Here is a 26,503-nt window from a genome sequence, read left to right on the forward strand (position 1 = left end):
CTATTTCTCTTTTAAAAACCCTTAAAATTTATATAGCAGTCCAAGCGTCGTCGTTGAATCAGTACGCGAATCCACCATCGGGCTATCGTACTGCTCATTAGGTAAGTAGCTCAAACTTTGATTAAAAAATCCTGCCCAGTTCTCGTTGAAATCATAATTAGCACTAACATTAATATAAGGGTTCAAGCTGGCATTTGAAGAATAAGCCTCAACGCCGGTATCCGCCGACTCTTCATCACTCACCCCATAATAATATTCATTATAGTCCTCGTCATGATATTCAAAACCAATGCTCGGATAGACTGTCAAATTCCCTTTGGTAATGCGAGCTAGGTACGTTAAGCGCGCAATGTTGCCGCCGCTACGATCTAAGATATCAGTAGCGGCTTGTAGGCGAAAACCGCCAATTGGGGTACGACGTAAGTAGGTTAGACCGGCCGCTGCTGATGACTTACGCTTATCTAAACCTTGCAGTGCTCCCTCGGCATCATCGGGATCAAACTCTGAACCTGCCAATTGCGCATAAGCTGATAACTGATTAGTGCCATCATTGATGAGATAAACGCCTGCTTGGGCACCGCGTGCGTAAATTCTATTATTATCGTAAAACACTCCCGGCAATACTCGTACGTCTTCATCCGTATCATAAGCGTTATTGGCATACAACACATTGACCCCAACGCTTAGCTGTGCATCTTGATCAGCAGGCAGGTTTTTAAAAGGAGCAGCATGAGTCAAACTTACCGTACCAAACAAGGCAGTAGTGGTAAGCATGGTCATTAAAAGACGAGTAGAGGTTTGCGACAGCGTTGGTAATTTATACATAATTAATTCTCTTGAACGGTTAGGCGAGTAGGCGAATAAAAACAGCTGTGTAGGAGTTCTAGAGCGTATTTTAGTATTACCTTATTACTTTTGACATACCTTTTTACAATATTATTAGCAGTAGGAATCAGGTGCTACTATTTATTCTACAGCTCGAGCTAATAGTTTTATTCTACAGCACTTAATACTTGCAATATTTGATTGTGAATATCTTGCCACCACCAGACAAAGCCAGCGGCTATGAGTAGTATGACTATCCATGGCAGCAATTGCCAGAAAATAGTGGGTTTTTTAGCTTTTTTTGGTTCAGGGTAGAAGGCATCGACATAAGCATTATTAGCATCCTGTGAGTGCTGGCGATAAGCGATAGCAAAACCTAGCGCAATAATTAATCCTGTGATAGCGCCACCGATATGTCCCGCATTATCAATGCCGGGTACGGCAAAACCATAAACGAGATTGATGCCCATGATAAAAATCAAGCTTTTAAGATTAAGCACCATACCGTTGACAGATATCTTAAATAACGCTGCTATTAACAATGCCGCGCCGATGCCCATGATACCGCCAGACGCACCAGCTGATAATCCGGGTTGCCCCGTTCCATCCAGAATTGACTGCCATGTGATATAGCTATTGAGCAAATTGCCACCAATAACCGCGAGCAAAAATAGCGCCAAAAACTTAGCCGAACCAAATATTGGCTCTGCCACTTGCCCAAAAAAGTACATAGCAAAACCATTAAATAATAAATGCATAAGGCCGATATGCAAAAAACCACTACTGACCAGCCGCCATGGCTCATTACCCATAGTAAAGGGTAGGGCATTAGCGCCCCAAAGTAGCAACGCTTCTGTTGACGGGTTATTAGGATCAACGCCAGTCAAAAACTGCATAATATATAACCCAACAAAGCTAGCTAAAAGTACAGCAGTTACAGGGGCGGTTTTTAATAATTGTTGAATGGTCATAAAGCCCAATGTCTATCAGATAGTATAAGCAGAGTATAAAGGCTATGCATGCTATAAACAAAATTATCAGTGTTTAAATAATAGACACAATAAAGACTATGTCAGTTGCAATTAGGATTGACTATACCAGTGCTCGTTCAAGGAAGGAGCAATATAAGGCTGCGCAGTTTTAAGCTGCTCATACGTGCCCTTGACTAAAATATCACTGGTCACTTGCTTGATATCGGTATGTCCACAAAAAGCCATGCTAATATCACACTCTTTATAGATCAGCTCAAGCGCGCGGCGCACGCCATCCTCACCATAAGCGCCAAGACCATAAAGAAAGGCGCGGCCAATCATGGTACCGTTAGCACCAAGCGCCAGCGCTTTGAGTACATCTTGACCCGAGCGAATACCGCTATCAAGCCAGATTTCAATCTGACTGTTCTCCGCGCGTACCGCTTGCACGATATCACTAAGCGCAGCAATAGAGGAGAGGGCACCGTCCAATTGACGACCGCCGTGATTGGAGACTACCAGTGCATCCGCGCCGCTACGCGCCGCCATTATAGCGTCCTCAGGCTCCATAATACCTTTTATGATGAGCTTGCCGCCCCATTGATCTTTGATACGAGCGACATCATCCCAGCTCAAGCGCGGATCGAACTGCTCGGCGGTCCACGCTGACAGTGAAGACATATCAGCGACGTTTTTGGCATGACCGACGATATTACCAAAAGTGCGTCTTTTAGTACCCAGCATGTTCAGGCACCATTCAGGCTTAGTCATCAGGTTTAAGATATTGGCCAGTGTCGGTTTGGGCGGCGCTGATAGACCGTTTTTGATGTCTTTATGGCGCTGACCGAGCACTTGCAAATCAGCGGTCAAAATAAGCGCTGAGCAGTTGGCTGCTTTAGCACGGCGGATCAGATTGGCCATAAATTCCTGATCGCGCATGACATAGAGCTGAAACCAAAACGGCGCGCTGGTGTTTTCCGCGACATCTTCGATAGAGCAGATACTCATCGTCGATAGGGAGAACGGCACGCCAAACTTTTCAGCGGCGCGGGCGGCATGAATCTCGCCATCCGCCCACATCATGCCAGTAAAGCCCGTTGGCGCAATGGCAACAGGCATCGAAGATGCGTCCCCTGCCATATGTGTGCTAAGGGTGCGCCCTTCCATATTGACTAGTACCCGTTGACGCAGCTTAATACGATCAAAGTCAGTTTCGTTGTTACGATAAGTGGTTTCGGTCCATGACCCTGAATCGACATAATCATAAAACATACGCGGTACTTTGCGCTCAGCCACACGGCGCAAATCTTCGATCTCTGTCACTTTGCTTAGGTCTTTTGTCATAACGTTTATCCTTTATCTTCTACTTTTTATCATAGTCAATCACAGTTATATAATAGTTATTGCGATAGTTATTATAATCGTGCTGTCATTTTAACCTAATGCTATTAAAAATAAATTAATAGCGATAGCTTGTATCGCTATTGGTATTACTATTGACTTTACCAGCAACATTGCAGTCAATGGCTTTTCTTAGTAGCGGGTTTTTGGCTAAAAGACATCAGTCCAAAAAAGGTTAGAGGCCAGATAACGGCTAAAGCCCACCACCACATCTCACCAAAGATAATGCCCATACCAATGAGTCCGGCTTGTACCACATAATAAGTCATTGCCAGTAATGTTTTGCGGATAACATAACCTTCTTTATCCATCAAGCCGACTACAGCGCAAGCAGCGACCACGTTATGCACAGCAATCATATTACCAGCAGCACCGCCCACCGCTTGTAGAGCAACGACTTGTGCGGCAAGGTTGGTGTCGAGACCTATTTGACTGGCCGTTGACCACTGAAAATAGGAGAACATCATATTACTAACCGTATTTGATCCAGCAATGAAGGCGCCCATCGCACCAATCCATGGAGAAACGAGCGGCCAAGTATTTTGAAATGCCCCAGCCGCGCTTTCAGCCAACAATATAGGCATGGCTGGTAGTGCATTAGCGACGTCGAGAGCTGAACCAGAATGAATAAATACCTGCACCATAGGTACTGAAAATAGTAAAGCGGGTGCGGCGGCAACCATAGTTTTTGCCGAACTGCTCCAACTGCGTTTGACCGCCTGTCCATTCATCTTAAATAGTAAAATACATAACAAAGAGCTAATAATTAAAATAGCGCCTGGAGAATAGGCTAGCTGCACTTTACTAGAGATAGTCGTACCGAAAAGATTAGCAAATTCGATGGTAGTCACATCCCCCGTTAAAAACGCTTTGAGAGGGGCGATGACTCTAGTGATAATCAATAGAGCGATAACGATGAGATAAGGAGAGAATGCACGAACCAAAGAGAACTTTGGGGCAATAGTATCATCGTAAGTCTCTTCTGTTAGCGAGCCCAGCCAGTCCTTATCCCAATCAGCGCGCGGCGCAAAAGTAAAAGTATCTTTAGGCATCAAAAATCCACGCCTAGCAGCAGGTAGTACAATCATCAGTCCGATAAAACCACCGACTAAAGAGGGAAATTCAGGTCCTAAATATTTAGCTACTAAGAAGTAAGGAACGGTAAAGCTAAGACCTGCAAAGATGGCAAATGGCCATACTTTAAGCCCTTCTACAAAGGAGCGTTTTTCACCAAAGAATCGGGTTAAGAATGCACTTAATATGAGCGGAATTAAAAAGCCGACTAGTGCATGAATAAGGCCAACATTACCCGTGATTTGTAATAGATAGTTCTCTGGAGAGAGCGGGGCGATGGCCTGGGTTATATCTTGCTTATCGTCGATACCTGTCCAAACTCCAAGGAGTATAGGGGTGCCGACAGCGCCAAATGATACCGGTGTCGACTGAATAATCAGCACAGCCATGACCGAGGCCATGGCAGGGAAACCTAACGCTAAAAGCAGCGGTGCTCCAATAGCAGAGGGCGTACCAAATCCTGATGAACCCTCTACCATTGAGCAAAATAACCAAGCCACAATGATCGCCTGAACCCGCCTATCGGGTGATATGTCCATAAAGCCTTTACGAATAGCGACAATAGCGCCGCCTTCTTTTAAAGTGTTCAATAACAAAATAGCGGCAAATACAATAAATAAGAGGGTAAGGGCAACGATAATTCCATTTACAGTAGCAGCTGCCACTTGAGCGCCGCTGGCTTGCCACACAAATAAAGCTAGCAAAGCGGTCACCAAATAGGCAATGCTCATAGATATTTTGGCGGGCAAACGCAGTACGACCAATAAAACTAGAACGACTAAAATCGGAGAAAGAGCCAGAAGGGTATACATTATCAACAATCCTTATTGATAAATGCTCAGATCCATAAGCGATATTGGACTGATCATAGGGGCAGGTTTATGAGCTCAAATAATAACGATCCTTAACTGGTCAATTTACTGTATTGACCATTAGTCAAAATAGCAAAAGTTTTAATTTTACAATAGTAAAGTATTGATAACAGGATTTTGAGAAACAAGGCTTTAAGATGAAAGTAGGCAAAGATTTATAACAATTGCTGCAAATCTAGCACCGAAAAAGGATAATCTAAGCGTTGGTCTTTGGTAAGGATCACCGGAATATTGGTTGCAAACGCCATCATTAGCGCTTCATCGAAGTCTGCAATGTCGACATATCGATAAGTAATGGGCTCCACCGCTTGCAAGTGTTTTAGTATTTGCTCAGCGACTTCACATAAGTGACATCCTGAGGTGCCAAGCAGCCACCAATCTTGAGCGCTGTTTTGAGCATTTGGTGTAGCAAGGCGGGGTTTATCTAAATTTGGTATGGCTGTAGCGATACGGGCACGTAGCTCGTTCACAGATGAATCTACCCGTGTGTTTGTATGTTCGTAGTGGTCTATATTTATACTCATTGCTGTACTCTTGCATTTTAGAGGCTATCAATTTTATATCATAAAGAAATCGTCTCAATAATGACAGAGATTGTGAGATTAGGTAAGATGACAGGCTATTTCTTATCTTTATACCTTTATAGTCTCTTATTTAACCACTCGGAATCTTGCGGATGACCAGTTTTGGCAAATTTATCAAACGAATACTATTAGCGTTCATGCTGCTAGTAGTCGCTTTTCATGTGTTGGTAGCATCTTTGCTACTGATGTGGAAAATAATGCCCATTAATAACAGTATGTTTATGCTTACCCATCGCTTGACGGGCGGAGAGGTGACGCAAACTTGGGTAGAGTACGAGGACATTGCTAAGTCTGCCAAACAAGCGGCCATCGTCAGTGAAGACTCGAAATTTAATCAGCATAATGGTTTTGATCTTGAAGGTATTGAGGTGGCGATGAAAAAGAACGAAGCCTCTGGCAAAGCCTCAGCTGGCGGGTCTACTATTACCCAGCAATTGGCTAAAAATCTATTTTTGACCTCGCATCGCTCCTACATTCGTAAAGGCGAAGAGGCCATTATTACCTTGATGATAGAGACGTTGTGGGATAAAACGCGAATTTTGACTGCTTATCTTAATGTGGCAGAGTTTGGTAACGGCATTTATGGCATTGAGGCTGCAGCCCAGCATTATTTTGACAAATCTGCTGCTGATCTTGATCGTGACGAGTCAGCACTCCTGATTAGTATGCTGACCAATCCTAAGTATTACGAAAATAACCAAGGCGATAGACGTCTACGTAACAAGCAGCGTATTGTCAAAAAACGTATGAACAATGCCGTATTGCCTGCACCGACATTGCCTGCACCGACTTAACCTAACTGAATTATACTATAACTAGGCTAATACTAATTAGGTTAATATAAATGACAGTAGTATGGAGAATGATCGGCAAGAAGTAACTTTTAAGAAAAGTTAAGGAGCTATAACATGGCATATTCAAATAATAAGAATAATGAAAACTTTGAGGTTATAGATAATAAAAACCACAATGAAGCGAAAACCCTTAAAACTGAATCTAACAAAACTAAAGAGAGTAATCATTTAACACAGATCGCTTGGCAACGTCTTGATGATGGCAGTTATTCGCCGAGCAGCTATATCAATCGTGACTTATCTTTATTAGAGTTTAACAAACGAGTATTGGCTCAAGCTGCCAGCCCACTGCATCCACTGCTTGAACGTCTCTTCTTTTTGATTATCTTCTCATCGAACATGGACGAGTTCTTTGAGATTCGAGTAGCGGGTATCATGCAAAAGCTTAGACTGGGCGATGTGGCAAATAGTCCTCATGGCATGCGTCCAAGCGAGATTTTAAATGAAATATCAGCGGTTGCTCATAATGCTATTGATGAGCAGTACCGGATTTTAAATGAAGATTTGCTGCCTGAGCTTGCCAAAGCGGATATTCGTTATCTAAAACGCGATGAGTTAAATAGCGATCAATCAGCTTGGATGCAGCGTTATTTTACCGAACAAGTCTCGCCGGTACTCACGCCCATTAGTATCGATCCCTCGCACCCGTTTCCAAGACTGGTCAATAAAAGCCTGAACTTTATTGCAAGCTTAGAGGGCAAAGATGCTTTTGGCCGCGATATTAATTTAGCTATTGTTCCTGCGCCGCGCAGTCTGCCGCGAGTGATACGTCTGCCTGACGAATTGACTGATGGTAAGGAGCATCACGTCATGCTCTCAGCCGTTATTCACGAACATATTGGTGAGCTGTTCCCGGGGATGAATGTCACGGGTTGTCATCAGTTTAGACTGACGCGTAATGCTGATTTAGATCTGGCAGACGATGTCGATGATCTGGCAAAAGCGCTTGAGGGTGAGCTTGAAAACCGCCGCTTTGGTGATAAGGTGCGTCTTGAGGTCACCACTGATTGCCCAACCGAGATCAGCGATTATCTACTCAATGAGTTTGAGCTACATGACAACCAGCTTTACCGCGTCAATGGGCCGGTTAATCTTACTCGGCTACTATTTGATTTTAATATCCCAGCGCTGCGCTATCAGCCCTTCACGCACGTCATCCCCAAAGCCTTTCGCCGCGATATGGATAAGCCTGAAAAATCTACCAGTATGTTTGCCGCTATGCGTAAAGGCGACGTACTAGTGCATCATCCGTTTCATTCATTTGCACCAGTCACCAATCTGTTGTGGCAAGCCGCCAGTGACCCTAAAGTACTAGCGATTAAGCAAACCTTGTATCGCTCAGGTACCAATTCAGAGGTCGTCAAGGCGCTAGCTGCTGCTGCTCGTAATGGCAAAGAGGTGACTGCCATTATCGAGCTGCGCGCGCGTTTTGATGAAGCCTCCAACATCGCGGTGGCCAACTATCTACAAGAAGCCGGCGCGGTAGTCGTCTATGGTATCGTTGGTTACAAGACTCACGCCAAACTGATGCTGATCGTGCGCCGCGAAGAGGATCGCATTCGTCGCTATGTGCATTTGGGTACGGGTAATTATCATGCTGGTAATGCCAAAGCCTATACTGACTACGGACTGTTCACCGCCGACCCTGATATCTCAGAAGATGTTCATAAAATCTTCCAGCAGCTCACCGGTATGGGCAAACCTGCCAATCTAAAAAAGCTGTTACACGCCCCCTTTACTCTACACGATGCTTTGATGAGCTTCATTGATGATGAGATTGCTCATGCCAAGGCAGGTAAGCGTGCTCATATTATCGTTAAAGTCAACGCCCTTACTGAGCGGCGCTTGATTGACAAGCTCTACGATGCCTCACAAGCGGGCGTCAAAATTGAGCTAATCCTACGCTCAATTTGTTGTTTGCGACCCCAAGTGCAGGGGCTGTCTGAGAATATTACGGTACGCTCTATACTTGGACGATTTTTGGAGCATACGCGTATTTATTATTGCTATAACGACGGTGATGAGCGGTTGTACTGCGGTAGTGCAGACTGGATGGATCGCAATTTATTTCACCGCGTTGAAGTGGCTTTTCCTATCGAAGACAAAAGACTATTTAAGCAAATATATCAAGACGGTCTACAAAATTATCTACAAGATAACGTAAAAGCTTGGGTGCTAGAGGGTACAGGACGTTGGTATCAAACCCAGCCTAGTGAGGGAGAAACTGCGCATATTGCTCAAGACTATCTACTAAAAACTATTAATCGTGTTGGAGAGTCAGGATGAATAAAAGAGAGTTACAAACTGCCTTTTAACCTCACATATATTCACATAATGATACGGCAGTCCACTAGTGCAACTGCTGATAAGATATCTATAATTGGGTGAAACACATAAATAATATAGATAAAGGAGCTTTGTAATGAGTAATGATAATAACCATACTTCAGACGTTGAAAAAGCAGCAAACCAAGTTAATGTACAAGAAATTGAAGATAACTTGCAAAATGCGCAAGATAACCAGCAAGAAGAGCAGCCTGAAACGCTTACAGAAGATCAAAGAGCACCTTTTATTGATGAAAATGCTCGTACTGATAAGTAGCTAAAACGGAAAAGCACATATCTTAGAGTACACGATTTAGTAAGTTTCAAACGCTATTATTATTTTCATAAACTCTCTAACGTTGCAAAGGATAAGCTATGACAACGCAAAATGATAACAACACTGAAGAAGCCGTGCCAGTAGATGATCCAAAAGGTGTGAAAACACAGAATCCAAAGGACAGCTATGAAGGCCGTAAGTACGACCCAGAGATAGACGGACCTGAGCAAGCTTCGCAAGAGACCGATGAAGTTTATGCTGATCCACGTAAAGAAGAAAATTTACCACCCGGTGGTAAGAACGTTGGCGATTTAAATGTGGATAATTTAGGTCGCAATGATATCTAGTCATATACATTTTTAAGTTATTTGTAGACTATAGAACATAGATTATCAAAGAACGTACAATAGAAGAATAGAAAGACAATACTTGCTTATTACTAGCTCAATGGTTTTATGGAGAGTTGACATATGGAAACTAAAGATCCCGCCCTTACAAAAACTCATATTAGTGATGATGAGAGTCGCAAAGACGTTGTAGATACAAAAACTACGAATGATATCGGCAATAAAGAAACTACTAAGCCGTTAGCTGAACATGAAAAATCTGCTTCTGTCTCTGATACAACCACAGAAGATGCTGCTATGTTACGAACTAGCGATGATGATTTTCATGAGAGCCGAGAAGAGATTGAAGAGAATACAACGGTTCAAAAAGGTACAGACACTTTTGAAGAAGACGTTGTTGAGTCAGAACATGTCTACGATGGTGACAACCCAGCTCGCCAGCCTGATCGTCGTGATCAAGAAGGTAGCTCACCTTTTGATGAAAACGTTAATGAAGAAACTATGGGTAGTGAAGAGCAGCAAAGTGACGAGATAACTGATAGAAATCGTTATGCTACGGTCAACAATGCACAGACACGTACATTGACGCCAGATGAAGAAGATTAAATCAATAGGATAATATTAAAACACAGTGATAATATTATCATGTTAATAATAAGGAGATCTGATGAGTAAGCCTAAGGACATGGACGATAATGAGAACTATAAATTAAAAGATGCGGACAATAATGATGGTTTGGTTCCCGATGATGCCTTACAAAAGGTTAATCCGGCAGCAGCTGAAGAAGCAACTGAAGATCATGATCCTCATGATGTTGCAAAAAGTGTCAAACAGTACGACAACAATGTGACTGAACATAAAAAGTAATTAGCAATAGTATATAGATACTTATAATATAACAGACGTTTGATATGCAAAAGCAACGGCCACTATCTTTGGTATTGACAAATGGTTGTTGCTTTTTGGGCTTTACTTGTCGAAAATCATCGTTTATATAGTTAATCGATGATATAGGTTTGAGGGTCAGGCAGGTATGCCGCTATGAAAACGTAGCTCACTATCGGGTTCAGTTATGAGATCAGACTCTACTTGTTTAAAGAAGGCTACTCGCTCATCAATATTGTCCTTTGATAAGGACTGAGCTAAAGTCAGATAATCTTCGAAATGACGGCTCTCTGATTTGAGCAAATAGCGGTAGTACTTTGCTAGACGCTCATCGTCTATAATCGCTGCTAGAGCGGCAAAACGCTCACAAGAACGAGCTTCAATAAAAGCGCCTATAATCAGTACGTCGATCATTGCAGCTGGCTCGTAAGTGCGTTTGTGTTTGAGCATACCTTTAGCATAGCGTCCAGCTCCTAAATGCTGCCATTCCTGACCGCGTTCTTCCATGATACCCAGTACCTGTTCGTAATGTAGCATCTCTTCGCGTATTAGTTGCGCTAACTTACGCTGTAAGTCGTGTGAGAACTCATAGCGAAACATAAGGTTCATGGCGGTACCAGCGGCCTTTTTTTCGCAGTTAGCGTGATCTTGGATAATAAGCGGTAAATTGCTGATGGCAGCGTCAAGCCATGCTTGCGTGGTACGACTACCCAAAAACTCATAAATAGGGGTTAAATCTACTACTGTAGGCGCTCGTAATTCTATCATATCGTTGCTGTCTGCTTTATCAAGACTATTTTCACTAGCAGACTCATACTGTATTAAGGTTTCTTGGTTGTATTTAGTAGTCTTTTTAATGGTTTCATACTGCCGATTTGTATTCATAATTTATTAAACTTTATTAACTTATGATTGTATTAGACATCAGATGAATGTTTTTAATAGGACTATTATAACAGTGCTTATACCATTCGTTTTTACTCAATAGTCTAAATAAATAGCAGCAATATAATAGGCGGTAGCTAACTTGCAATAATTGCTTACAGTTTAATCTTACTTTTAAGTCATCTTTTTAAGCAAGCATATTATGACCTCTAAACCCTATATCTTATAGAGTATCGCTTTCATATAACATCAGTATTTTTCTACTAAATACCCTTTGCTTGTTTATTTCATTATTTGATAGTACGATGAGATTTTGCTTTTATAATAGTTTGTTTTAGTATTGATTGTTATTTACTAGGCGTTAATTGACGTCTGATTATTTGCTTAATTATTATCTTTGTACTGTCTTAACTGACAAACGCTAATACCCCTCATAAATAAAACAGAATAAGGACACTACTATGAGTCAAGCTTCTCATGCCAATCGCATCCAAAAAGGCATTCTTGCTATTGACCAGCAGATGTATGATTTTATTGAAAATGAAGTCCTACCAAAGGTTGGTATTGATTCAGGTCGTTACTGGTCAGGCTTTGAAAAAGTCATTAAAGATTTTACACCGCGTAATAAGAAATTATTAGCTATTCGCGATGAGATGCAAGCCAAGATTGACCAGTGGCACTTAGACCATCCTGCCAAAGAGGGCATGATTGACTATCCTGCTTACAAGCAGTTCTTAAAAGATATCGGTTACTTGCTCCCAGAAGGCGATGATTTCAAAGTAACTACGCAAAACGTCGATGATGAGATTGCGCACATTGCAGGACCACAATTGGTAGTACCCGTACGTAATGCGCGCTACGCCCTAAATGCCACCAACGCGCGCTGGGGCAGTTTATATGACGCTTTATATGGTACCGATGTCATTAGTGAAGACAACGGTCAAGAAGCGACGGGCGGCTATAATCCCACGCGCGGTGCTGCGGTCGTAGCTTATGCTAAAGAGTTCTTAGATGATAACTTTGCACTAGCTTCTGGTTCATACACTGATGCTACTGGCTTTAAAGTGGTTGATGGCAAGCTTGAGATTGTGCAAGGTGATAACAGTACTCAATTGCAAAATACAGAGAAGTTTGTGGGTTACGTGGGCGATGCACAGAGTCCTTCTGGCGTTTTATTAAAAAACAACAATCTGCATGCTGAAATTCAAATTGATAGCAACCATCCAGTAGGTAAAGACGATCCTGCTGGTATCAAAGATATCCTACTTGAATCAGCTGTCACCGCTATTCAAGATGGTGAAGACTCTGTTGCAGCCGTTGACGCTGCAGAAAAAGTTGAGGTTTATCGCAACTGGTTTGGCCTTATGAATGGCGATCTACAAGAGACTTTTGAGAAGGGCGGCAAAACGCGTACGCGTAAACAAAACCCAGATCGTGAGTACACTACTCCAGAGGGCGGTAAGCTTATACTGCCTGGCCGTTCACTGCTACTAATGCGTAACGTCGGTCATTTGATGCAAAACCCCGCTATTTTAGTGGATGTAGGTGAAGGGCAGGAAGAGATTTTTGAAGGTATTATGGATGCGCTCATTACACCGCTATTATCTCTTAACGATCTCAAGGGCAAAAGCGAGTTGTCAAATTCTCGTAAAGGCTCTATGTACATCGTTAAGCCCAAGATGCATGGCCCTGATGAAGTAAAATTTGCCAATGATCTATTTAACGCCTCAGAAGATCTATTAGGTCTTGAGCGCAACACCCTAAAGATAGGTATTATGGATGAAGAGCGCCGTATGACGGTCAATCTTAAAGAGGCCATTCGTCAAGCTAAAGAGCGTGTTATCTTTATCAATACTGGCTTCTTAGATCGCACAGGGGATGAGATGCATACCAGTATGAATGCTGGAGCGTTCGTGCCAAAAGGCGAGATGAAATCTCAGGCATGGCTACCCGCCTATGAGCAGTGGAACGTTGATATTGGCCTTGAGACTGGTCTGCAAGGTCATGCTCAGATTGGTAAAGGTATGTGGGCAAAACCTGACGAGATGAAGGAGATGATGGATACTAAAGCGGCGCATCCCAAGGCAGGTGCTAATACGGCATGGGTACCATCGCCAACGGGTGCAACCTTGCATAGTATGCACTATCATCAAGTAAGCGTGCCTGATGTCCAAAATGAGCTAAAATCGCGCCAGCGCGCCAGCTTGGATGATATCTTGACTATTCCCCTAGCCAAAGATACCAACTGGACGGAAGAAGAGAAGCAGCAAGAGCTTGAAAACAATGCTCAAGGCATCTTAGGCTATGTGGTACGCTGGGTTAACCAAGGCGTTGGTTGCTCTAAAGTACCCGATATCGATGATGTTGGCTTGATGGAAGATCGAGCTACTTTGCGTATCTCAAGTCAACATATTACCAACTGGTTGTATCATAATGTGGTCAGCGAAGAGCAAGTCATGGAGGCAATGAAGCGCATGGCAAAAGTGGTTGACGAACAAAACGCTGATGATCCTGACTATCAGCCCATGTCCACCGACTTTGAACATTCTTACGCCTTTAAAGCCGCCTGTGACCTAGTCTTTAAAGGTCGCGAGCAGCCTAGTGGTTATACTGAGCCGCTACTGCATCAAGCACGCCTTGATCTAAAAGCAGGTGTTTAACTCATACAAATTAGTAGTTTATTACTATGTGAGTATAAGTGAGCGTTAGTCATAAGCTTAATGGTCATTGATTTTTAAACTAAAATTATCGTCATAATATTTTTTATAAAGTTATGAATGATAATTAAGATTGGTTAATTAGTTTTACTAACTTTACTTTATAATCTGCTAATTACTTTTATCAATAGCACTAGTAGCCTTTACAAAGGTTGCTGGTGTTTTTTTATAATTATACGTAACATTTGTTAAACTTTTGTTTGTATTGACTTTTTTAAAAAACTTATATTAAAGCTCAAAAAACATGTTGCAAATTATTTCAAAGTTGTTATGCTTAAAGCCGAAGTATGAGTTTGGTAACGCATGTTACATACTAGAGCGATGAAGACCTAAGTTTACATAACAGTTACAACGTTGATCTTAGTTGTGTAAGTCATGGTTTTTTTCATCTTACGGTAATAGCACCTCGCCACACTTGTTTCTGACTAATCTTGGTAGCCAGTTACACGTTATACCTTTGAAGATTTGTGACGATACCCTTATGAGCACCAGCTAATAATAGCGCGCTTATTACTAAAATTGTAAAGTGGAGATACCCCATGAAGAAGTTACTTTTGGCTACAGCAATCGCTGCTCTATCTGTATCTGCAGCCAATGCCGCACCAACGCTATACGGTAAAGCGTTTGTCCATGCTGACTATGTTGACGCCGAAATAGATTACCCAAGTGATGCTGTTAACTCTGATGGTACTAGACGTGACGATAGAAGCGAAGACACGGTAGAGATTAACTCAACGGGTTCAAAGATCGGTCTTAAAGGTTCTGAAGCACTAACTGGTAATACGGATGTCATTTATCAGTTAGAGTACAGTATCGATGTTGATGGTGATCGTGGTACGCTTAATGCTCGTGATACTTATCTAGGATTAGTCAATAAAGACTATGGTGAATTCCGTGCCGGTCGTAACTATTCGGTAGTTGACTATATCAATAACGTATCGCGTAACAAAGGTTATTGGGACAATATCGGGGCTAGCAGTCTTGGTGGAGGCGACTCTCTTGCTGAAGCACTTACTCTAACTGATGGTACACGTATCAATAATTCAGTAGTGTGGATTGCACCTAAATATCAAGATCTACCATTAGAGCTAGCTTTAATGTATGGCGCTGATGAGGGCTTCGATGATGGCGACAGTGGTTTTGGCGCTTCGTTATTTTTTGACCAAGGTTTGGGTATCACAGCCGGTATCGCTTATGATAAAGACATGAGCCTTAATGATGTAAGAGGTGCTCTAAACGCTGCTGGTGATCCTATTGAAGGCCCTGATGGTGAGCAACTTGAGTTTGGACCAGGTGGCGACATCATTCGTGGTACTGCTAGTATTGATCTAGGAAAATACACCGCTTATCCAGTAGTATTGGCTGGACTGTATCAGCAAGCAGACTATGACTTTAATGACGCTGAAAAAGAAAAAGCTTTCGTGATTAGTGGCGAGATGGCATTAAATAATTTTGCTCGTCCAGCTACTGCTTATATTCAATACGATAATACTGAAAACGTTGGCGGTATTGACAATCTAGACTCAGACCAAGTTGTGGTAGGTGGTACATATTCGTACAAAGACAACATGATTGCTCATGCCTATGCTGGTATCAACTCAGCTGATCGTGGTGCTACTGATGCTGATGTATGGGCTATCGGTGGTGGTTTAGAATACTTATTCTAGTTCAAAGCATAGTGTAGATATCATGCTAAAAACTCATCCTTCGGGGTGAGTTTTTTTTGTTGAGATTTTTTGTTGAATTAACGTATTTTAAGAAAAAGAATAATAGCTAGGTTATTAAAATACATAATCTAATTATATGTAAAATGTGAAAATCTATATTTAGATTATCTTCATTATATAAATATAATCTGAATTTTTTTTAATTAAATCTTGATTTCTTATTCGTTTATATATTATTTTATATTCATAGTATTGTATATTGTTATTTTTACCAAAATATTAGTTTTATTTGTTAATTCATCTTCTTCGTATCTGCAAAGTATTTTTTGGATACCTCATTACTAATGTTTAATTATTTACTAAATGAAGATCTAAAATTTGGAGCTTGGTCTTATGAGAAAAAGTTTACTGGCGACCTTGATAGCTATGTCATGTACATCAACAACTTTTGCTGCTGATCCTACCTTCTTTGGACGCTTATTCGTCGTAGCTGACTATGCTGAAGGAGAGTTTACACCTGATAGTGCAGACAATCCAGATCCAGAACAGTATGGCAGTTATGATGGTGATGCCAATAGCATCAATACTTATAAATCATTTATCGGTATGCGGGGCTCGGAGGCGATAACTGAGAACACCGATGTGGTCTATCAGCTCCAGTTTGCGATAAGTCTTGATGGTAATGAGCAGGTATCTTTAGCCAATCGTAGTAACTATCTAGGTTTGAGTAACAAGGATTTAGGTACGCTGAGACTAGGTAGGTATTGGACGCCAATTGACTTGATTAACAACGTCGTTGTCACCAAAGGCTACTGGGATAACTTAGGTAGAAATGCGCTATCTGACCAAGAAAGAGAGGTGCGGGCGCTTAATATGACAGAGACGATACCACGTATTTCAAACGCTGCTTTTTGGACGTCTCCTGAGTTTGAAACCCTACCGCTTGAGATGTTTGTCATGTACAAGGCTGATGAAGATTTTGATGGCTCTGATAGTGAAGAGAGCGAAGGCTACGGTGGTTATGTGACTTATGATCAAGATGGTCTTGTTGCTAGCGTTGCTTTTGATAAGAATCTTGAAATAGAAGGAGAAGTCCTGCGTGGTACTGTCACTTATGATATGGCTAATATAACCGACGTGCCGGTGACCCTTGGACTGCTATACCAAGAAGCTGATTATGACGACCAACCTATAACTGAAGATGGCTTTATCGTTAGTGCCAAGCTAAAGTTAGATAACTTTTCTCGTCCAGCCGCTGTATACGCACAGTATAACCGAGGCAATGACTTGGCGGGTATTAGAGATGCTAAATCTGATCAATACGTTATCGGCGGTGAGTATTATTTTAAAGACAACATTATTGCTCATGCTTATGCAGGCTACAATAAAGCTAAAAATGTCCGAGGAGTGTTGGGATCTAGTAGAGATGCAGACGGTAATGAGATGTTAATTGCTGCTAATGGCGAGTCAGAGGTTATTGCCATAGGCGGCGGTTTAGAATATAAATTTTAAACCTTAAGACATTAACTTCTGGCAGCAGAATCATAAGAACTGTTTTATATTTATAAAACCCTGCTAGCAGGGTTTTAATCTATTAATAAAAAACCGTAAATGACAGTTTGAAATAAGTATTGCAAAATATTTCAAAGTTGATATTCTTGTAGCCGATACTCAAGCTTGATAGGTTATAGAGTCAGATGTTGATTTTCGTAATGTAGTTATAGTTAAGACACCTAATATTATCCATAGGATAATTTTTTACAAAAGCTACAGATCAGTTTTTGATCTCTTGATCCTATTATTTGCCATTAGTATTTGTCAACAATGGCTTGTTTGATAATCAAATTACAAAAAAACCAAACCATAAGTAGAGATTCACTATGAAAAAATTACTTTTAGCCACAGCAGTAATGACTCTGTTGGTACCAGTGGCTGAGGCTGCTCCAGAGATATACGGTAAAGCCTTTTTGACTAGTGATTATGTCAATGGTGAAGCTGATTATGATGATCGAGGTAATATTGAGAGTCCTAATGACTCTGATATAGACGAATTACAAATAAACTCAAATTTTTCGCGTATAGGCCTACGAGGTTCGGAAGCGATAACCACTGATACTGATGTCATTTATCGATTGGAGTACGGTATCGATATTGACGGTGATGATAGTGGAACCTTACAAAGCCGCGATACTTATTTAGGTTTAAAAAACGACAACTATGGTGAGCTGCGTGTTGGGCGTAACTCTTCTATTTTTAGCTACTTGTACGATCCTATCCTTAATAGAGCTTACTGGGATAATTTAGGGAAAAGAACACTTAATGATAATGGTGGAGTTTCTGCCCTAAACATGCTTGATTATACGCGCTCAAGTAACTCAGCTTTATGGATTGCTCCTGAATATAAAGATTTACAGTTGGTACTACAGTATGCAGCTGATGAAAGTTTTGATAATGAGGATGGCGAAGAAGGTTACGGGGCAGCGTTAAAGCTAGATCAAGGGACGGGCTATACGGCAGCTATTGCTTATAGTAAAGATATCGAGGCTAGTGGTAGCATTGAAACTTTAGATTTTATTACTGACGACAATGCTGAAGGTCGCATAAACTATGGCGGCGACGCTTTTCGCGGCGCAGTCACTGTCGATGTAGATAAATATATAAACATAGCCACCCCTTTAACTTTAGGAGCGGTATATCAGCAAGCGGACTATGATTTTGCAGGTTCTGATAAAGAAAAAGGTCTAATACTAAGTGGTAAGATTGGCTTGAACAACCTTAATCGTCCAGCGTTTATTTATGTGCAATACAATAATACTGAGAATCTAAACGGTATCGGCAATAATGATTCTGACCAGATAGTAGTTGGCGGCGAGTACAACTTTAAAGATAATATCATCGGTCACGCTTATATTGGTCAAAACTCAGCAGATTATACTAGCCCCACTGATCCTACCAATTCGGTCGCCGATATTAAGGTGTTCGCTGCTGGTGCTGGTATAGAATATCTTTTTTAAACAAGGATTGCGGTATTAGAGAGATGTAAAAAAGCTTATCCTTTGAACTGCCCCCCATAAGTTGGACACAATTTATGGGGGTTATTTTATGCGTTACGATCTAGACTTTAAGATCAAAGTCATAGCATACTACAAGCAAGGACATAGCGGACATGCTACCAGTGAGAAGTTTTCTGTAAATCCGCGGTTTGTCAGCAAATGGGTCGAGCAATATCAACATGGTGGCATAGACGCTATCAAGCCTAAGGTCGATAGGACTAAATACAGTAGCGACTTTAAGTATAAAGTGCTCGCTGTGATGTTATCAGAAGGACTAAGTCAGTCTGAAACTGCCCTTAGGTTTACTATCAGCTCACCTGCGCTTATTAGCCACTGGCACAACGCTTATCGACACTACGGTATGTCTGGACTCACCTCTAAATATAAAGGTAGTAATCCTATGACCTCTCCTATCACAGACAAACCTGATGAGGACAAGACCCTAGCAGAGCTCAAACGTGAGAACGAGTATCTACGAGCGGAGAATGCGTATTTAAAAAAGCTCGATGCCTTGCTCAGAGCGGAGGAACAAGCAGACAAAAAGCAAGGCTCATCGAAGGACTAAGACAACAGCACGTGTTATCTGACTTACTCACCATAGCAAAGCTTGCAAGGAGTAGTTTCTACTATCATAGAGCGAGTCTTTGGGATAAAGACAAATACGCTCCCTTGAAACAGCGCATCCGTGATATCTACCACCAGCATAAAGGTCGATATGGTTATCGTCGAATCACTCAGACACTTAAGAATGAAGGACTAAAGGTCAACCATAAGCGGGTTGCAAGGCTTATGGGACAGCTTAAGCTGACTGCCAGAATCAGACGACAAAGGTATCGATCCTACAAAGGACAGTGCGGCGTTATAGCTAAGAACAGGGTCAAGCGTAAGTTCAGAGCAGGTGCGCCTAATCGCAGATGGTTTACTGACATTACTGAATTTAAGGTTGGTAGTGATAAGTTGTATCTATCACCCATACTCGATGGCTACAACAATGAGATCATCAGCTACGAGCTTTCAAGACGACCCGTCTATAACTTAGTCAAACAGATGCTTGAGCGTGCCGTTAAAAACATACCTGCAAAGCGCAAAGAGGAGCTCACCCTGCATTCAGATCAAGGCTGGCACTATCAAATGAAACCGTTTGCAAGTACGCTTAGAGCGAATCATATTAACCAAAGTATGAGCCGTAAGGGTAATTGCTTAGACAATGCATTGATGGAAGGGTTCTTTGGTACGCTCAAATGTGAGACGATTTATATTGAGAAACCGAATACCATTGAGGATTTAGAGCAACAGATTCATGAGTATATCCACTACTATAATCATGAGAGAATTCAACTTAAACTAAAAGGACTGAGTCCTGTAAAGTACAGAACTCAGTCCTTGATGTAAACTTAAACTGTCCAAGTTTAGGGGGTCAGTTCACCTTTAGGGTAAGCTTTTTTATAGACAATAATGACTGTAATAAAGCTCTTATAGACGGCGTCTAAGACCTAAGAATTTAGGTAAGTTTAGGTTTTGCTCTATATTTTATAGCATATTTTTAGTAGAATCCTTCTTTACCAACTACCGATAGAGTACTATGACCAAGTTTATATTTGTGACCGGTGGGGTAGTGTCCTCACTAGGAAAAGGTATTACCGCAGCCTCTCTTGCTGCTATTTTAGAAGCACGCGGTGTCAGCGTGACTATGACGAAAATGGATCCGTACATCAACGTTGATCCAGGTACTATGAGTCCGTTTCAACATGGAGAGGTGTTTGTCACCGAAGATGGAGCGGAGACAGATTTGGATTTGGGCTATTATGAGCGCTTTTTGCGCCGCTCTAAGATGAGTAAAAGCAACAATTTTACCAGTGGCCGTATTTATCAAAACGTCTTAAATAAAGAGCGCCGTGGTGAGTACCTTGGCGGTACCGTACAAGTTATTCCACATATCACTGATGAGATTAAGAGTAAAATATTAGCCAGCGGTGAAGGCTACGATATCGCCATTATTGAGATTGGTGGTACTGTTGGTGATATCGAGTCACTACCTTTCATGGAAGCAGTGCGTCAGATGCAGGTTGAGCTGGGTCGCAATAAAGCCATGCTTATGCATTTAACTCTAGTGCCTTACATCGCTAGCGCCGGCGAGACTAAAACCAAGCCTACTCAGCACTCAGTCAAAGAGCTGCGCTCAATTGGTCTGCAGCCCGATATTTTAATTTGTCGCTCAGATCACCATATCTCACCTGACAACCGCCGCAAGATTGCCTTATTTACCAATGTGGAGGAGCGCGCGGTTATCATGTGTGAAGATGCTCAAAGCATTTATCAGATACCGCGTACGCTCTATGAGCAGGATCTTGATGATCTTATTTGTGAGCGTTTTGGTCTTGATTTACCAGAAGCGGATTTGAGCGACTGGGATAAGGTGGTAGAAGCGCAGCTCAATCCTGAGTCCACTCTCACAGTGGCCATGGTCGGCAAATATGTTGAGCTGCCTGATGCTTATAAATCGATTAACGAAGCTTTGCTACATGCCGGTATCACTCATAAGGTGGCAGTCAATATTAACTATATTGATGCTGAACATTTAGAGAGTGATGACGCTTTATTTGATCAGCTTAGTCAAGCTGATGGTGTTTTAGTACCGGGCGGCTTTGGTGAGCGCGGAACGCTAGGTAAAATTAAAGCGATTACTTATGCCCGTGTGAATAACGTTCCCTACCTAGGTATTTGCTTGGGTATGCAGCTTGCGGTCATTGAATACGCGCGTAATGTATTGGGTATCGATGCCAACTCTTCTGAGTTTGATCGTAAAAGTAGCGAGCCTATTATTGGTCTGATTACGGAGTGGTTAGACGAGCGCGGCGAGCTGCAAATTCGTACTGATAACTCAGATCTTGGTGGCACCATGCGTTTGGGTGCTCAGCAAGCGGAACTGGTTGCTGGTAGCAAGCTTGCTCAAATTTATGGCGCTAACAATATAACCGAACGTCATCGCCATCGTTACGAGATGAATAACCGCTATATTGAACCGCTTGAACAAGCTGGTATGAGCATCTCAGGTTACTCTGCCAAACAGCATTTGGTGGAGTCGGTTGAGATTGGCTCTCACCCTTGGTTTATCGCAGTACAGTTTCATCCTGAATTTACCAGCTCGCCCAGAGGTGGTCATCCGCTGTTCAATAGCTTTGTCAAAGCGGCAAAAAATTATAGCGAAGCTAAATAATAGCCTAAATCATTTATATTTCAAACAATGAGATTTTATGAAAAATGAAGAGACTAATCTACGGATTGGTCTTTTTTTATAGCGCTTATTCTTAGCAGTGACATCCAATTACGCTTGCGCTGTTTTTTTTATTCAGCGATCAGTTACAATATGATAAAAACACGTACAACAATAAAGAGGGTAATTCGTTTATGGATAATTTAGTAGCCGCACAGTCGCATATTGAACTTAAAAGTAGCAACGATAGCATTATCAACATTGGTAATAATCAACCTTTTGTGTTATTTGGCGGCATGAATGTGCTGGAATCAAAAGAGCTTGCGTTCGAGATCGCTGAGCAATATATTGATATCTGTCAGCGCTTAGGTATTGGTTATGTGTTTAAAGCCAGTTTTGACAAGGCCAATCGCTCAAGTTTGCACTCGTTTCGCGGGCCAGGACTAGAAAAAGGCGTAGATTGGCTGGGGCAAATCAAAGAAAGATACCAAGTACCGATTATTACTGATGTCCATGAGCCATATCAAGCTCAGCCAGTAGCCGAGGTTGCCGATATTATCCAATTGCCTGCCTTTTTATCACGCCAAACCGATCTAGTAGAAGCGATGGCCAAGACCGGTGCTATTATTAATATCAAAAAAGCCCAGTTTTTAGCGCCGCATGAGATGAGCCATATCATTAATAAATGCTTAGAGGCTGGCAATGATAAGCTTATTCTGTGCGAGCGCGGAAGTAGCTTTGGTTACAACAACTTAGTCGTTGACATGCTAGGTTTTGATACCATGAAGCAGATGGATGTGCCTGTGTTTTTTGATGTGACCCATAGCTTGCAACAACCAGGCGCGCGTAGTGATAGTGCAGGCGGGCGCCGTGAACAGATTACTACTTTGGCACGAGCAGGTATGGCAACGGGACTAGCAGGATTATTTTTAGAAGCCCATCCGAATCCTGAAAGCGCTAAATGCGATGGCCCTTGTGCCTTACGCACAAGCCAGCTAGAGCCATTTTTACGTCAGTTAAAGCAGATCGATGACCTAGTAAAAGGATTTGCGGTATTAGATACTCACTAATGAGGGGCAGGCATACTAAAAGGAGAAGTTTATGACGATTAAAATGGCCAAAGTAAGCATCGAAAATATTGATGATGCTAAAGGGGTAGAGAGCGTTATGACTGCGCTAAAAAACATCAATGGCGTCACTGCAGTTGAGCTGGATCCTGCAAGTAGCACGGCTCTGATAAAATATGATGATACAGACACCAGTATCCATGCGTTTACTGCTGCTATCAGTATGGTAGATTATGTTACCCAGCCGTATCCTATCGATGCACCGCAAAATCCTCGCTATCATGATTAACCATAGACAGTGACGGTTAACTATAAAGAATACAGTTACGTTTTACCTCAATAATTACTAAGCTAATTATAAAGTGTTTACTAAACTGGCTTGATGTTAGAGTAGATATAGCTTAACGTAAATATTAGATTATTTGATTTGTAATAATTTTAATTTTTTAACTCATATAAATAACAATAAGGAGCCTAACATGGCAAACCAAACCCGTATTATTAAAATTGATGGTATGACCTGCGGCGGCTGTGTGACTAGTGTCCATAAAGCAGCTGGTGATATTGAAGGCGTAGATACTATCAGTGTCGATCTTGAAGACAATCAAGCAACGGTTACTTTTGACGACAGCAAAACTAGCGCTGAGAAAATTGCCGCTGCTATTGACGAAGCGGGCTTCGATGCTACGGTCGCTAATTCCTAATTTTGATTCATTTAGCTTTTCGTTAGCTTAATACTAAACCAGCTTTTATAGCTGGTTTTTTGTTAGCGAAAAATAGCTGCTGCTGATTCATGTAGGTTAAATAACAGACTCACTGTAATAATAAGATGATTATCTTGTTTAGGTTAAAGTCCTTGAATTAGCAGTAACCATGACCATTTAATAGCTATCATTATATTTTTTCATATAACGAAAAATAAGTATTTAACATTTAAATATGCATCCTAGTAATGTTGCTACTACAGGGACTAAACGGTTTTGTATAAGTTTTTTAGGTACCCTACTTATATGCTTTGATAGCTTATAAATCATGCCTATTTACAATCGTCTTTACAATCGTCATCACGAGCTTTATTTATGAATGAATCCGTCCATACCGCTGATAATCAATCCTATGATGTTGAGACTGATATTAAGTCGCAGACTCAGCTTGAGCCTGAGCGCGCGCACCTGCAATTGGCGATTGATGGCATGTCCTGTCAGGCTTGCGCGTCCAGAATTGAAAAAGTTCTCGGTAAAAAGTCTGCGATTTACAAGGCGAGTGTAAGCTTTGCAGGTGAGACGGCTAATGTAGATTATGATCCTACGCAGACCACACCTGAACAGGTGACAGAATGGGTCAATAAGACTGGGTTTGTTGCTAATTTGCAAGCAGGCGATGACTTATTTGCCAAGACTGACGAAGATACAGCTACCAAATGGCCATGGCGTCTGCTGGCACTGTGGGTTTGTTTAGTACCATTTTTAGTGGGTATGGCAGGTATGCTGACGGGTTTTGGTATGGCTTGGATGCCACCGATTTGGCTACAGTTTGTCCTAGCGACTATCGTACAGTTCGGTTTAGCGCTACCTTTTTATAAGAGCGCTTGGGCATCTATTAAAGGTGGTCTTGCTAATATGGATGTGCTCGTTGTCATCGGTACGGTAACTATTTGGGCCTATTCAACTTATCTATGGCTAACGCACGGTGATGGTAGTTTAGATAGTTTGCTACAAGGCGCAGCTCACCACGGTCCTGGCGTATATTTTGAAGCAGGGGTCATGGTTATCGCCTTTGTCCGTACTGGTAAATATCTTGAGGAGCGAACCAAAAAGCATAGTCTCAACAGTATCGATTTATTGTTATCTTTAACTCCTGATGAGGTCGAGCAGCAGCAGCCTAATGGCGACTTTCACAACGTGGCGCTACAAGATGTGCAAATAGATGATATTTTGCGTGCCAAGCAAGGCAGCCGCGTCGCTACCGATGGTGTAGTCATTGGCGGTAGTGGCTGGTGTGTAGAGAGTCATTTAACAGGCGAGTCGGTACCGCTCAAAAAAGAAGAGGGCGATGAGCTATTAGCAGGAGCACTAGTCGAAAATGGTAGTTTGCTGTATCGTGTACGCGCTAAAGGTAGTGATACCAAGCTTGGTGATATGGTGCAGGCACTGAGTGATGCCCAAGGTTCAAAAGCCAATTTGGCTCGCCTTGCCGATAGAGTCACGGCTATTTTTGTCCCTGTTGTCGTTACTATCGCTCTGATTACCTTTGGGCTGACATGGTGGCTGACTGGTATGGTGGATACCGCCTTAATGCACGCCGTATCGGTACTAGTTATTGCTTGCCCTTGCGCACTTGGTCTTGCGACACCTGCCGCTATTATGGCGGGCATGGGGGTCGCCGCGCGTCATGGAGTTTGGTTTAAAGACGCGCAAAGCTTAGAGGCGGCTGGTAATATAGATACGGTAGTACTTGATAAAACGGGTACTTTAACAATAGGTAAGCCTACTCTCGTTGATCGGGTCATGGTTGACAAGTCAATAGCGGATGATGAGGTCTTACAGATCGCGGCCAGTGTTGAAGCCCACGCCAGTCATCCTTTAGCCACTGCTGTCATCAACGCTGCAAAAGCGCGTAAACTGTCTTTATTAACGGTTACTGATGTCAGTGTCGTTAAAGGCGCTGGCATTCAAGCGAATATTGAAGGTCTGGGCACAGTAAAGGTTGGCACAGCAGAGTTTGCCAATTTAACCCTACCAAAGCTGATGCCAAAAGTATGGCAAATTGCCAGTACCGTTGCGGTCAGTATCAATGATGAGCCTTTGGGTGCTTTTGCCTTAGCCGATGACTTAAAAGCGGATACGCCAGAGGCTATTGACGCATTACAACAAGCTGGTATTAATGTGGTCTTGATGAGTGGCGATAAGCAGTCCGTAGTCGATCATGTAGCAGGACAACTGGGTATCAAAGAGGCTTACGGTAAAATGAGTCCCCGCGACAAAGCCAGTCAAATCGCTAAACTGCAAACGGCAGGTCACAAAGTAGCTATGGCAGGAGACGGTGTCAATGACGCCCCGGCCATGGCTACAGCAGATGCCAGCTTTGCTATGTTTGAAGGTACCGATGTAGCGCAGCATAGTGCATCGGCTCGCCTGATGGGTGAGTCGCTTATGCACATTGATGCCGCACAAAAAATTGCGAATGCCACGTTGCGCAACATCAAGCAAAACTTATTCTTTGCTTTTCTTTACAACACCCTTGGTATTCCGCTTGCCGCTTTTGGCTTTTTAAATCCTATGATTGCAGCCGCTGCTATGGCGCTAAGCTCAATTTCAGTACTTATGAATGCGCTACGTTTAACCCAGTTTAAGACGGAGGTCGAGCTTGACAATACCGTATCTGTCTCTAACACCAAGTCTAACCATCTAGCAAAAACGCAAGCATAATAGGTTTGTTCACATTATATGCATTTAAATGAAACAATAATAACCTACAACAGGGT

The 26,503-nt window shown here is 42.2% G+C and carries 22 protein-coding genes and 1 pseudogene; 17 read left to right on the forward strand and 6 right to left on the reverse strand.

The genetic code is table 11. The features are described 5' to 3' along the window. Positions 1–21: 21 nt before the first annotated feature. From ACR63N_RS03565 to ACR63N_RS03585, 5 genes are all read right to left on the reverse strand, one after another. Entirely contained in the window at positions 22–825 is an 804-nt protein-coding gene (locus tag ACR63N_RS03565; RefSeq protein WP_472782470.1) for a MipA/OmpV family protein, read from the reverse strand. 167 nt (positions 826–992) lie between these two features. After that, on the reverse strand, positions 993–1,796 hold the full coding sequence (locus tag ACR63N_RS03570) for a rhomboid family intramembrane serine protease (protein ID WP_472782471.1): 804 nt from the start codon (positions 1,794–1,796) through the stop codon (positions 993–995). 111 nt (positions 1,797–1,907) lie between these two features. Further along, positions 1,908–3,140, reverse strand: coding sequence for an alpha-hydroxy acid oxidase (locus ACR63N_RS03575; RefSeq protein ID WP_472782472.1), 1,233 nt, complete (start codon positions 3,138–3,140; stop codon positions 1,908–1,910). Between the two features lie 176 nt (positions 3,141–3,316). Next, entirely contained in the window at positions 3,317–5,083 is a 1,767-nt protein-coding gene (locus tag ACR63N_RS03580) for an L-lactate permease (protein WP_472782473.1), read from the reverse strand. 215 nt (positions 5,084–5,298) lie between these two features. Next, complete coding sequence (locus tag ACR63N_RS03585; protein ID WP_367110960.1) at positions 5,299–5,667, reverse strand: glutaredoxin family protein; 369 nt, start codon at positions 5,665–5,667, stop codon at positions 5,299–5,301. Positions 5,668–5,819: 152 nt separating this feature from the next. Between ACR63N_RS03585 and mtgA the strand changes: the two genes are divergently transcribed. The 6 genes from mtgA to ACR63N_RS03615 all read left to right on the forward strand — a co-directional run bounded on the left by mtgA (position 5,820) and on the right by ACR63N_RS03615 (position 10,398). Further along, a complete protein-coding gene (gene mtgA / locus ACR63N_RS03590) occupies positions 5,820–6,521 on the forward strand; it encodes a monofunctional biosynthetic peptidoglycan transglycosylase (RefSeq protein WP_367106430.1) in 702 nt (233 codons plus the stop codon). Positions 6,522–6,635: 114 nt separating this feature from the next. Beyond that, the gene (ppk1, locus tag ACR63N_RS03595; protein WP_367106431.1) at positions 6,636–8,867 is read left to right on the forward strand and encodes a polyphosphate kinase 1; all 2,232 of its coding nucleotides are present in this window, start codon (positions 6,636–6,638) and stop codon (positions 8,865–8,867) included. Between the two features lie 136 nt (positions 8,868–9,003). After that, positions 9,004–9,183 (forward strand): hypothetical protein, encoded by a 180-nt coding sequence (locus ACR63N_RS03600; protein ID WP_367106432.1) that lies wholly within the window; start codon positions 9,004–9,006, stop codon positions 9,181–9,183. 98 nt (positions 9,184–9,281) lie between these two features. Then, positions 9,282–9,530: a hypothetical protein gene (locus tag ACR63N_RS03605; RefSeq protein WP_367105343.1), complete on the forward strand. Its 249-nt coding sequence runs from the start codon at positions 9,282–9,284 to the stop codon at positions 9,528–9,530. A 123-nt stretch (positions 9,531–9,653) separates the two neighbouring features. After that, positions 9,654–10,136: a hypothetical protein gene (locus tag ACR63N_RS03610; RefSeq protein WP_367106433.1), complete on the forward strand. Its 483-nt coding sequence runs from the start codon at positions 9,654–9,656 to the stop codon at positions 10,134–10,136. Between the two features lie 61 nt (positions 10,137–10,197). Beyond that, complete coding sequence (locus ACR63N_RS03615; protein ID WP_367106434.1) at positions 10,198–10,398, forward strand: hypothetical protein; 201 nt, start codon at positions 10,198–10,200, stop codon at positions 10,396–10,398. A gap of 156 nt (positions 10,399–10,554) precedes the next feature. Here the strand turns inward: ACR63N_RS03615 and ACR63N_RS03620 are convergent, their stop codons facing one another. Continuing rightward, a complete protein-coding gene (locus ACR63N_RS03620; protein ID WP_367106441.1) occupies positions 10,555–11,184 on the reverse strand; it encodes a MiaE family protein in 630 nt (209 codons plus the stop codon). A 578-nt stretch (positions 11,185–11,762) separates the two neighbouring features. Here ACR63N_RS03620 and ACR63N_RS03625 point away from each other — a divergent pair. From ACR63N_RS03625 to ACR63N_RS03675, 11 genes and pseudogenes are all read left to right on the forward strand, one after another. Then, positions 11,763–13,961 (forward strand): malate synthase G, encoded by a 2,199-nt coding sequence (locus ACR63N_RS03625; RefSeq protein WP_472782474.1) that lies wholly within the window; start codon positions 11,763–11,765, stop codon positions 13,959–13,961. A 596-nt stretch (positions 13,962–14,557) separates the two neighbouring features. Next, the gene (locus ACR63N_RS03630; RefSeq protein WP_472782475.1) at positions 14,558–15,685 is read left to right on the forward strand and encodes a porin; all 1,128 of its coding nucleotides are present in this window, start codon (positions 14,558–14,560) and stop codon (positions 15,683–15,685) included. A gap of 393 nt (positions 15,686–16,078) precedes the next feature. Next, positions 16,079–17,197 (forward strand): porin, encoded by a 1,119-nt coding sequence (locus ACR63N_RS03635; RefSeq protein ID WP_472782476.1) that lies wholly within the window; start codon positions 16,079–16,081, stop codon positions 17,195–17,197. A 368-nt stretch (positions 17,198–17,565) separates the two neighbouring features. Further along, a complete protein-coding gene (locus ACR63N_RS03640) occupies positions 17,566–18,699 on the forward strand; it encodes a porin (protein WP_472782477.1) in 1,134 nt (377 codons plus the stop codon). A gap of 88 nt (positions 18,700–18,787) precedes the next feature. Further along, positions 18,788–19,303 carry a transposase gene (locus ACR63N_RS03645; protein WP_367105913.1) on the forward strand — a complete coding sequence of 172 codons (516 nt, stop codon included), beginning with the start codon at positions 18,788–18,790 and terminating at the stop codon, positions 19,301–19,303. Then, positions 19,288–20,130, forward strand: a pseudogene (locus tag ACR63N_RS03650) (IS3 family transposase); the annotation flags it as partial. The gene ACR63N_RS03645 and the pseudogene ACR63N_RS03650, both read left to right, overlap by 16 nt. A 190-nt stretch (positions 20,131–20,320) precedes the next feature. Continuing rightward, on the forward strand, positions 20,321–21,955 hold the full coding sequence (locus ACR63N_RS03655) for a CTP synthase (RefSeq protein WP_472782478.1): 1,635 nt from the start codon (positions 20,321–20,323) through the stop codon (positions 21,953–21,955). Between the two features lie 191 nt (positions 21,956–22,146). Beyond that, complete coding sequence (gene kdsA, locus ACR63N_RS03660) at positions 22,147–23,022, forward strand: 3-deoxy-8-phosphooctulonate synthase (RefSeq protein ID WP_472782479.1); 876 nt, start codon at positions 22,147–22,149, stop codon at positions 23,020–23,022. 31 nt (positions 23,023–23,053) lie between these two features. After that, a complete protein-coding gene (locus ACR63N_RS03665) occupies positions 23,054–23,308 on the forward strand; it encodes a heavy-metal-associated domain-containing protein (RefSeq protein WP_472782480.1) in 255 nt (84 codons plus the stop codon). Positions 23,309–23,498: 190 nt separating this feature from the next. After that, a complete protein-coding gene (locus tag ACR63N_RS03670; protein WP_367105353.1) occupies positions 23,499–23,723 on the forward strand; it encodes a heavy-metal-associated domain-containing protein in 225 nt (74 codons plus the stop codon). Between the two features lie 375 nt (positions 23,724–24,098). Next, the gene (locus ACR63N_RS03675; protein ID WP_472782481.1) at positions 24,099–26,447 is read left to right on the forward strand and encodes a heavy metal translocating P-type ATPase; all 2,349 of its coding nucleotides are present in this window, start codon (positions 24,099–24,101) and stop codon (positions 26,445–26,447) included. The last annotated feature ends 56 nt before the right edge of the window (positions 26,448–26,503 follow it).

Source organism: Psychrobacter sp. M4 (assembly GCF_055699795.1).

Coding starts and splice junctions, on each gene's coding strand:
- ACR63N_RS03565 (WP_472782470.1), bottom strand. CDS start 825: ATGTATAAATTACCAACGCTGTCGCAAACCTCTACTCGTCTTTTAATG.
- ACR63N_RS03570 (WP_472782471.1), bottom strand. CDS start 1,796: ATGACCATTCAACAATTATTAAAAACCGCCCCTGTAACTGCTGTACTT.
- ACR63N_RS03575 (WP_472782472.1), bottom strand. CDS start 3,140: ATGACAAAAGACCTAAGCAAAGTGACAGAGATCGAAGATTTGCGCCGT.
- ACR63N_RS03580 (WP_472782473.1), bottom strand. CDS start 5,083: ATGTATACCCTTCTGGCTCTTTCTCCGATTTTAGTCGTTCTAGTTTTA.
- ACR63N_RS03585 (WP_367110960.1), bottom strand. CDS start 5,667: ATGAGTATAAATATAGACCACTACGAACATACAAACACACGGGTAGAT.
- mtgA (WP_367106430.1), top strand. CDS start 5,820: ATGACCAGTTTTGGCAAATTTATCAAACGAATACTATTAGCGTTCATG.
- ppk1 (WP_367106431.1), top strand. CDS start 6,636: ATGGCATATTCAAATAATAAGAATAATGAAAACTTTGAGGTTATAGAT.
- ACR63N_RS03600 (WP_367106432.1), top strand. CDS start 9,004: ATGAGTAATGATAATAACCATACTTCAGACGTTGAAAAAGCAGCAAAC.
- ACR63N_RS03605 (WP_367105343.1), top strand. CDS start 9,282: ATGACAACGCAAAATGATAACAACACTGAAGAAGCCGTGCCAGTAGAT.
- ACR63N_RS03610 (WP_367106433.1), top strand. CDS start 9,654: ATGGAAACTAAAGATCCCGCCCTTACAAAAACTCATATTAGTGATGAT.
- ACR63N_RS03615 (WP_367106434.1), top strand. CDS start 10,198: ATGAGTAAGCCTAAGGACATGGACGATAATGAGAACTATAAATTAAAA.
- ACR63N_RS03620 (WP_367106441.1), bottom strand. CDS start 11,184: ATGATAGAATTACGAGCGCCTACAGTAGTAGATTTAACCCCTATTTAT.
- ACR63N_RS03625 (WP_472782474.1), top strand. CDS start 11,763: ATGAGTCAAGCTTCTCATGCCAATCGCATCCAAAAAGGCATTCTTGCT.
- ACR63N_RS03630 (WP_472782475.1), top strand. CDS start 14,558: ATGAAGAAGTTACTTTTGGCTACAGCAATCGCTGCTCTATCTGTATCT.
- ACR63N_RS03635 (WP_472782476.1), top strand. CDS start 16,079: ATGAGAAAAAGTTTACTGGCGACCTTGATAGCTATGTCATGTACATCA.
- ACR63N_RS03640 (WP_472782477.1), top strand. CDS start 17,566: ATGAAAAAATTACTTTTAGCCACAGCAGTAATGACTCTGTTGGTACCA.
- ACR63N_RS03645 (WP_367105913.1), top strand. CDS start 18,788: ATGCGTTACGATCTAGACTTTAAGATCAAAGTCATAGCATACTACAAG.
- ACR63N_RS03655 (WP_472782478.1), top strand. CDS start 20,321: ATGACCAAGTTTATATTTGTGACCGGTGGGGTAGTGTCCTCACTAGGA.
- kdsA (WP_472782479.1), top strand. CDS start 22,147: ATGGATAATTTAGTAGCCGCACAGTCGCATATTGAACTTAAAAGTAGC.
- ACR63N_RS03665 (WP_472782480.1), top strand. CDS start 23,054: ATGACGATTAAAATGGCCAAAGTAAGCATCGAAAATATTGATGATGCT.
- ACR63N_RS03670 (WP_367105353.1), top strand. CDS start 23,499: ATGGCAAACCAAACCCGTATTATTAAAATTGATGGTATGACCTGCGGC.
- ACR63N_RS03675 (WP_472782481.1), top strand. CDS start 24,099: ATGAATGAATCCGTCCATACCGCTGATAATCAATCCTATGATGTTGAG.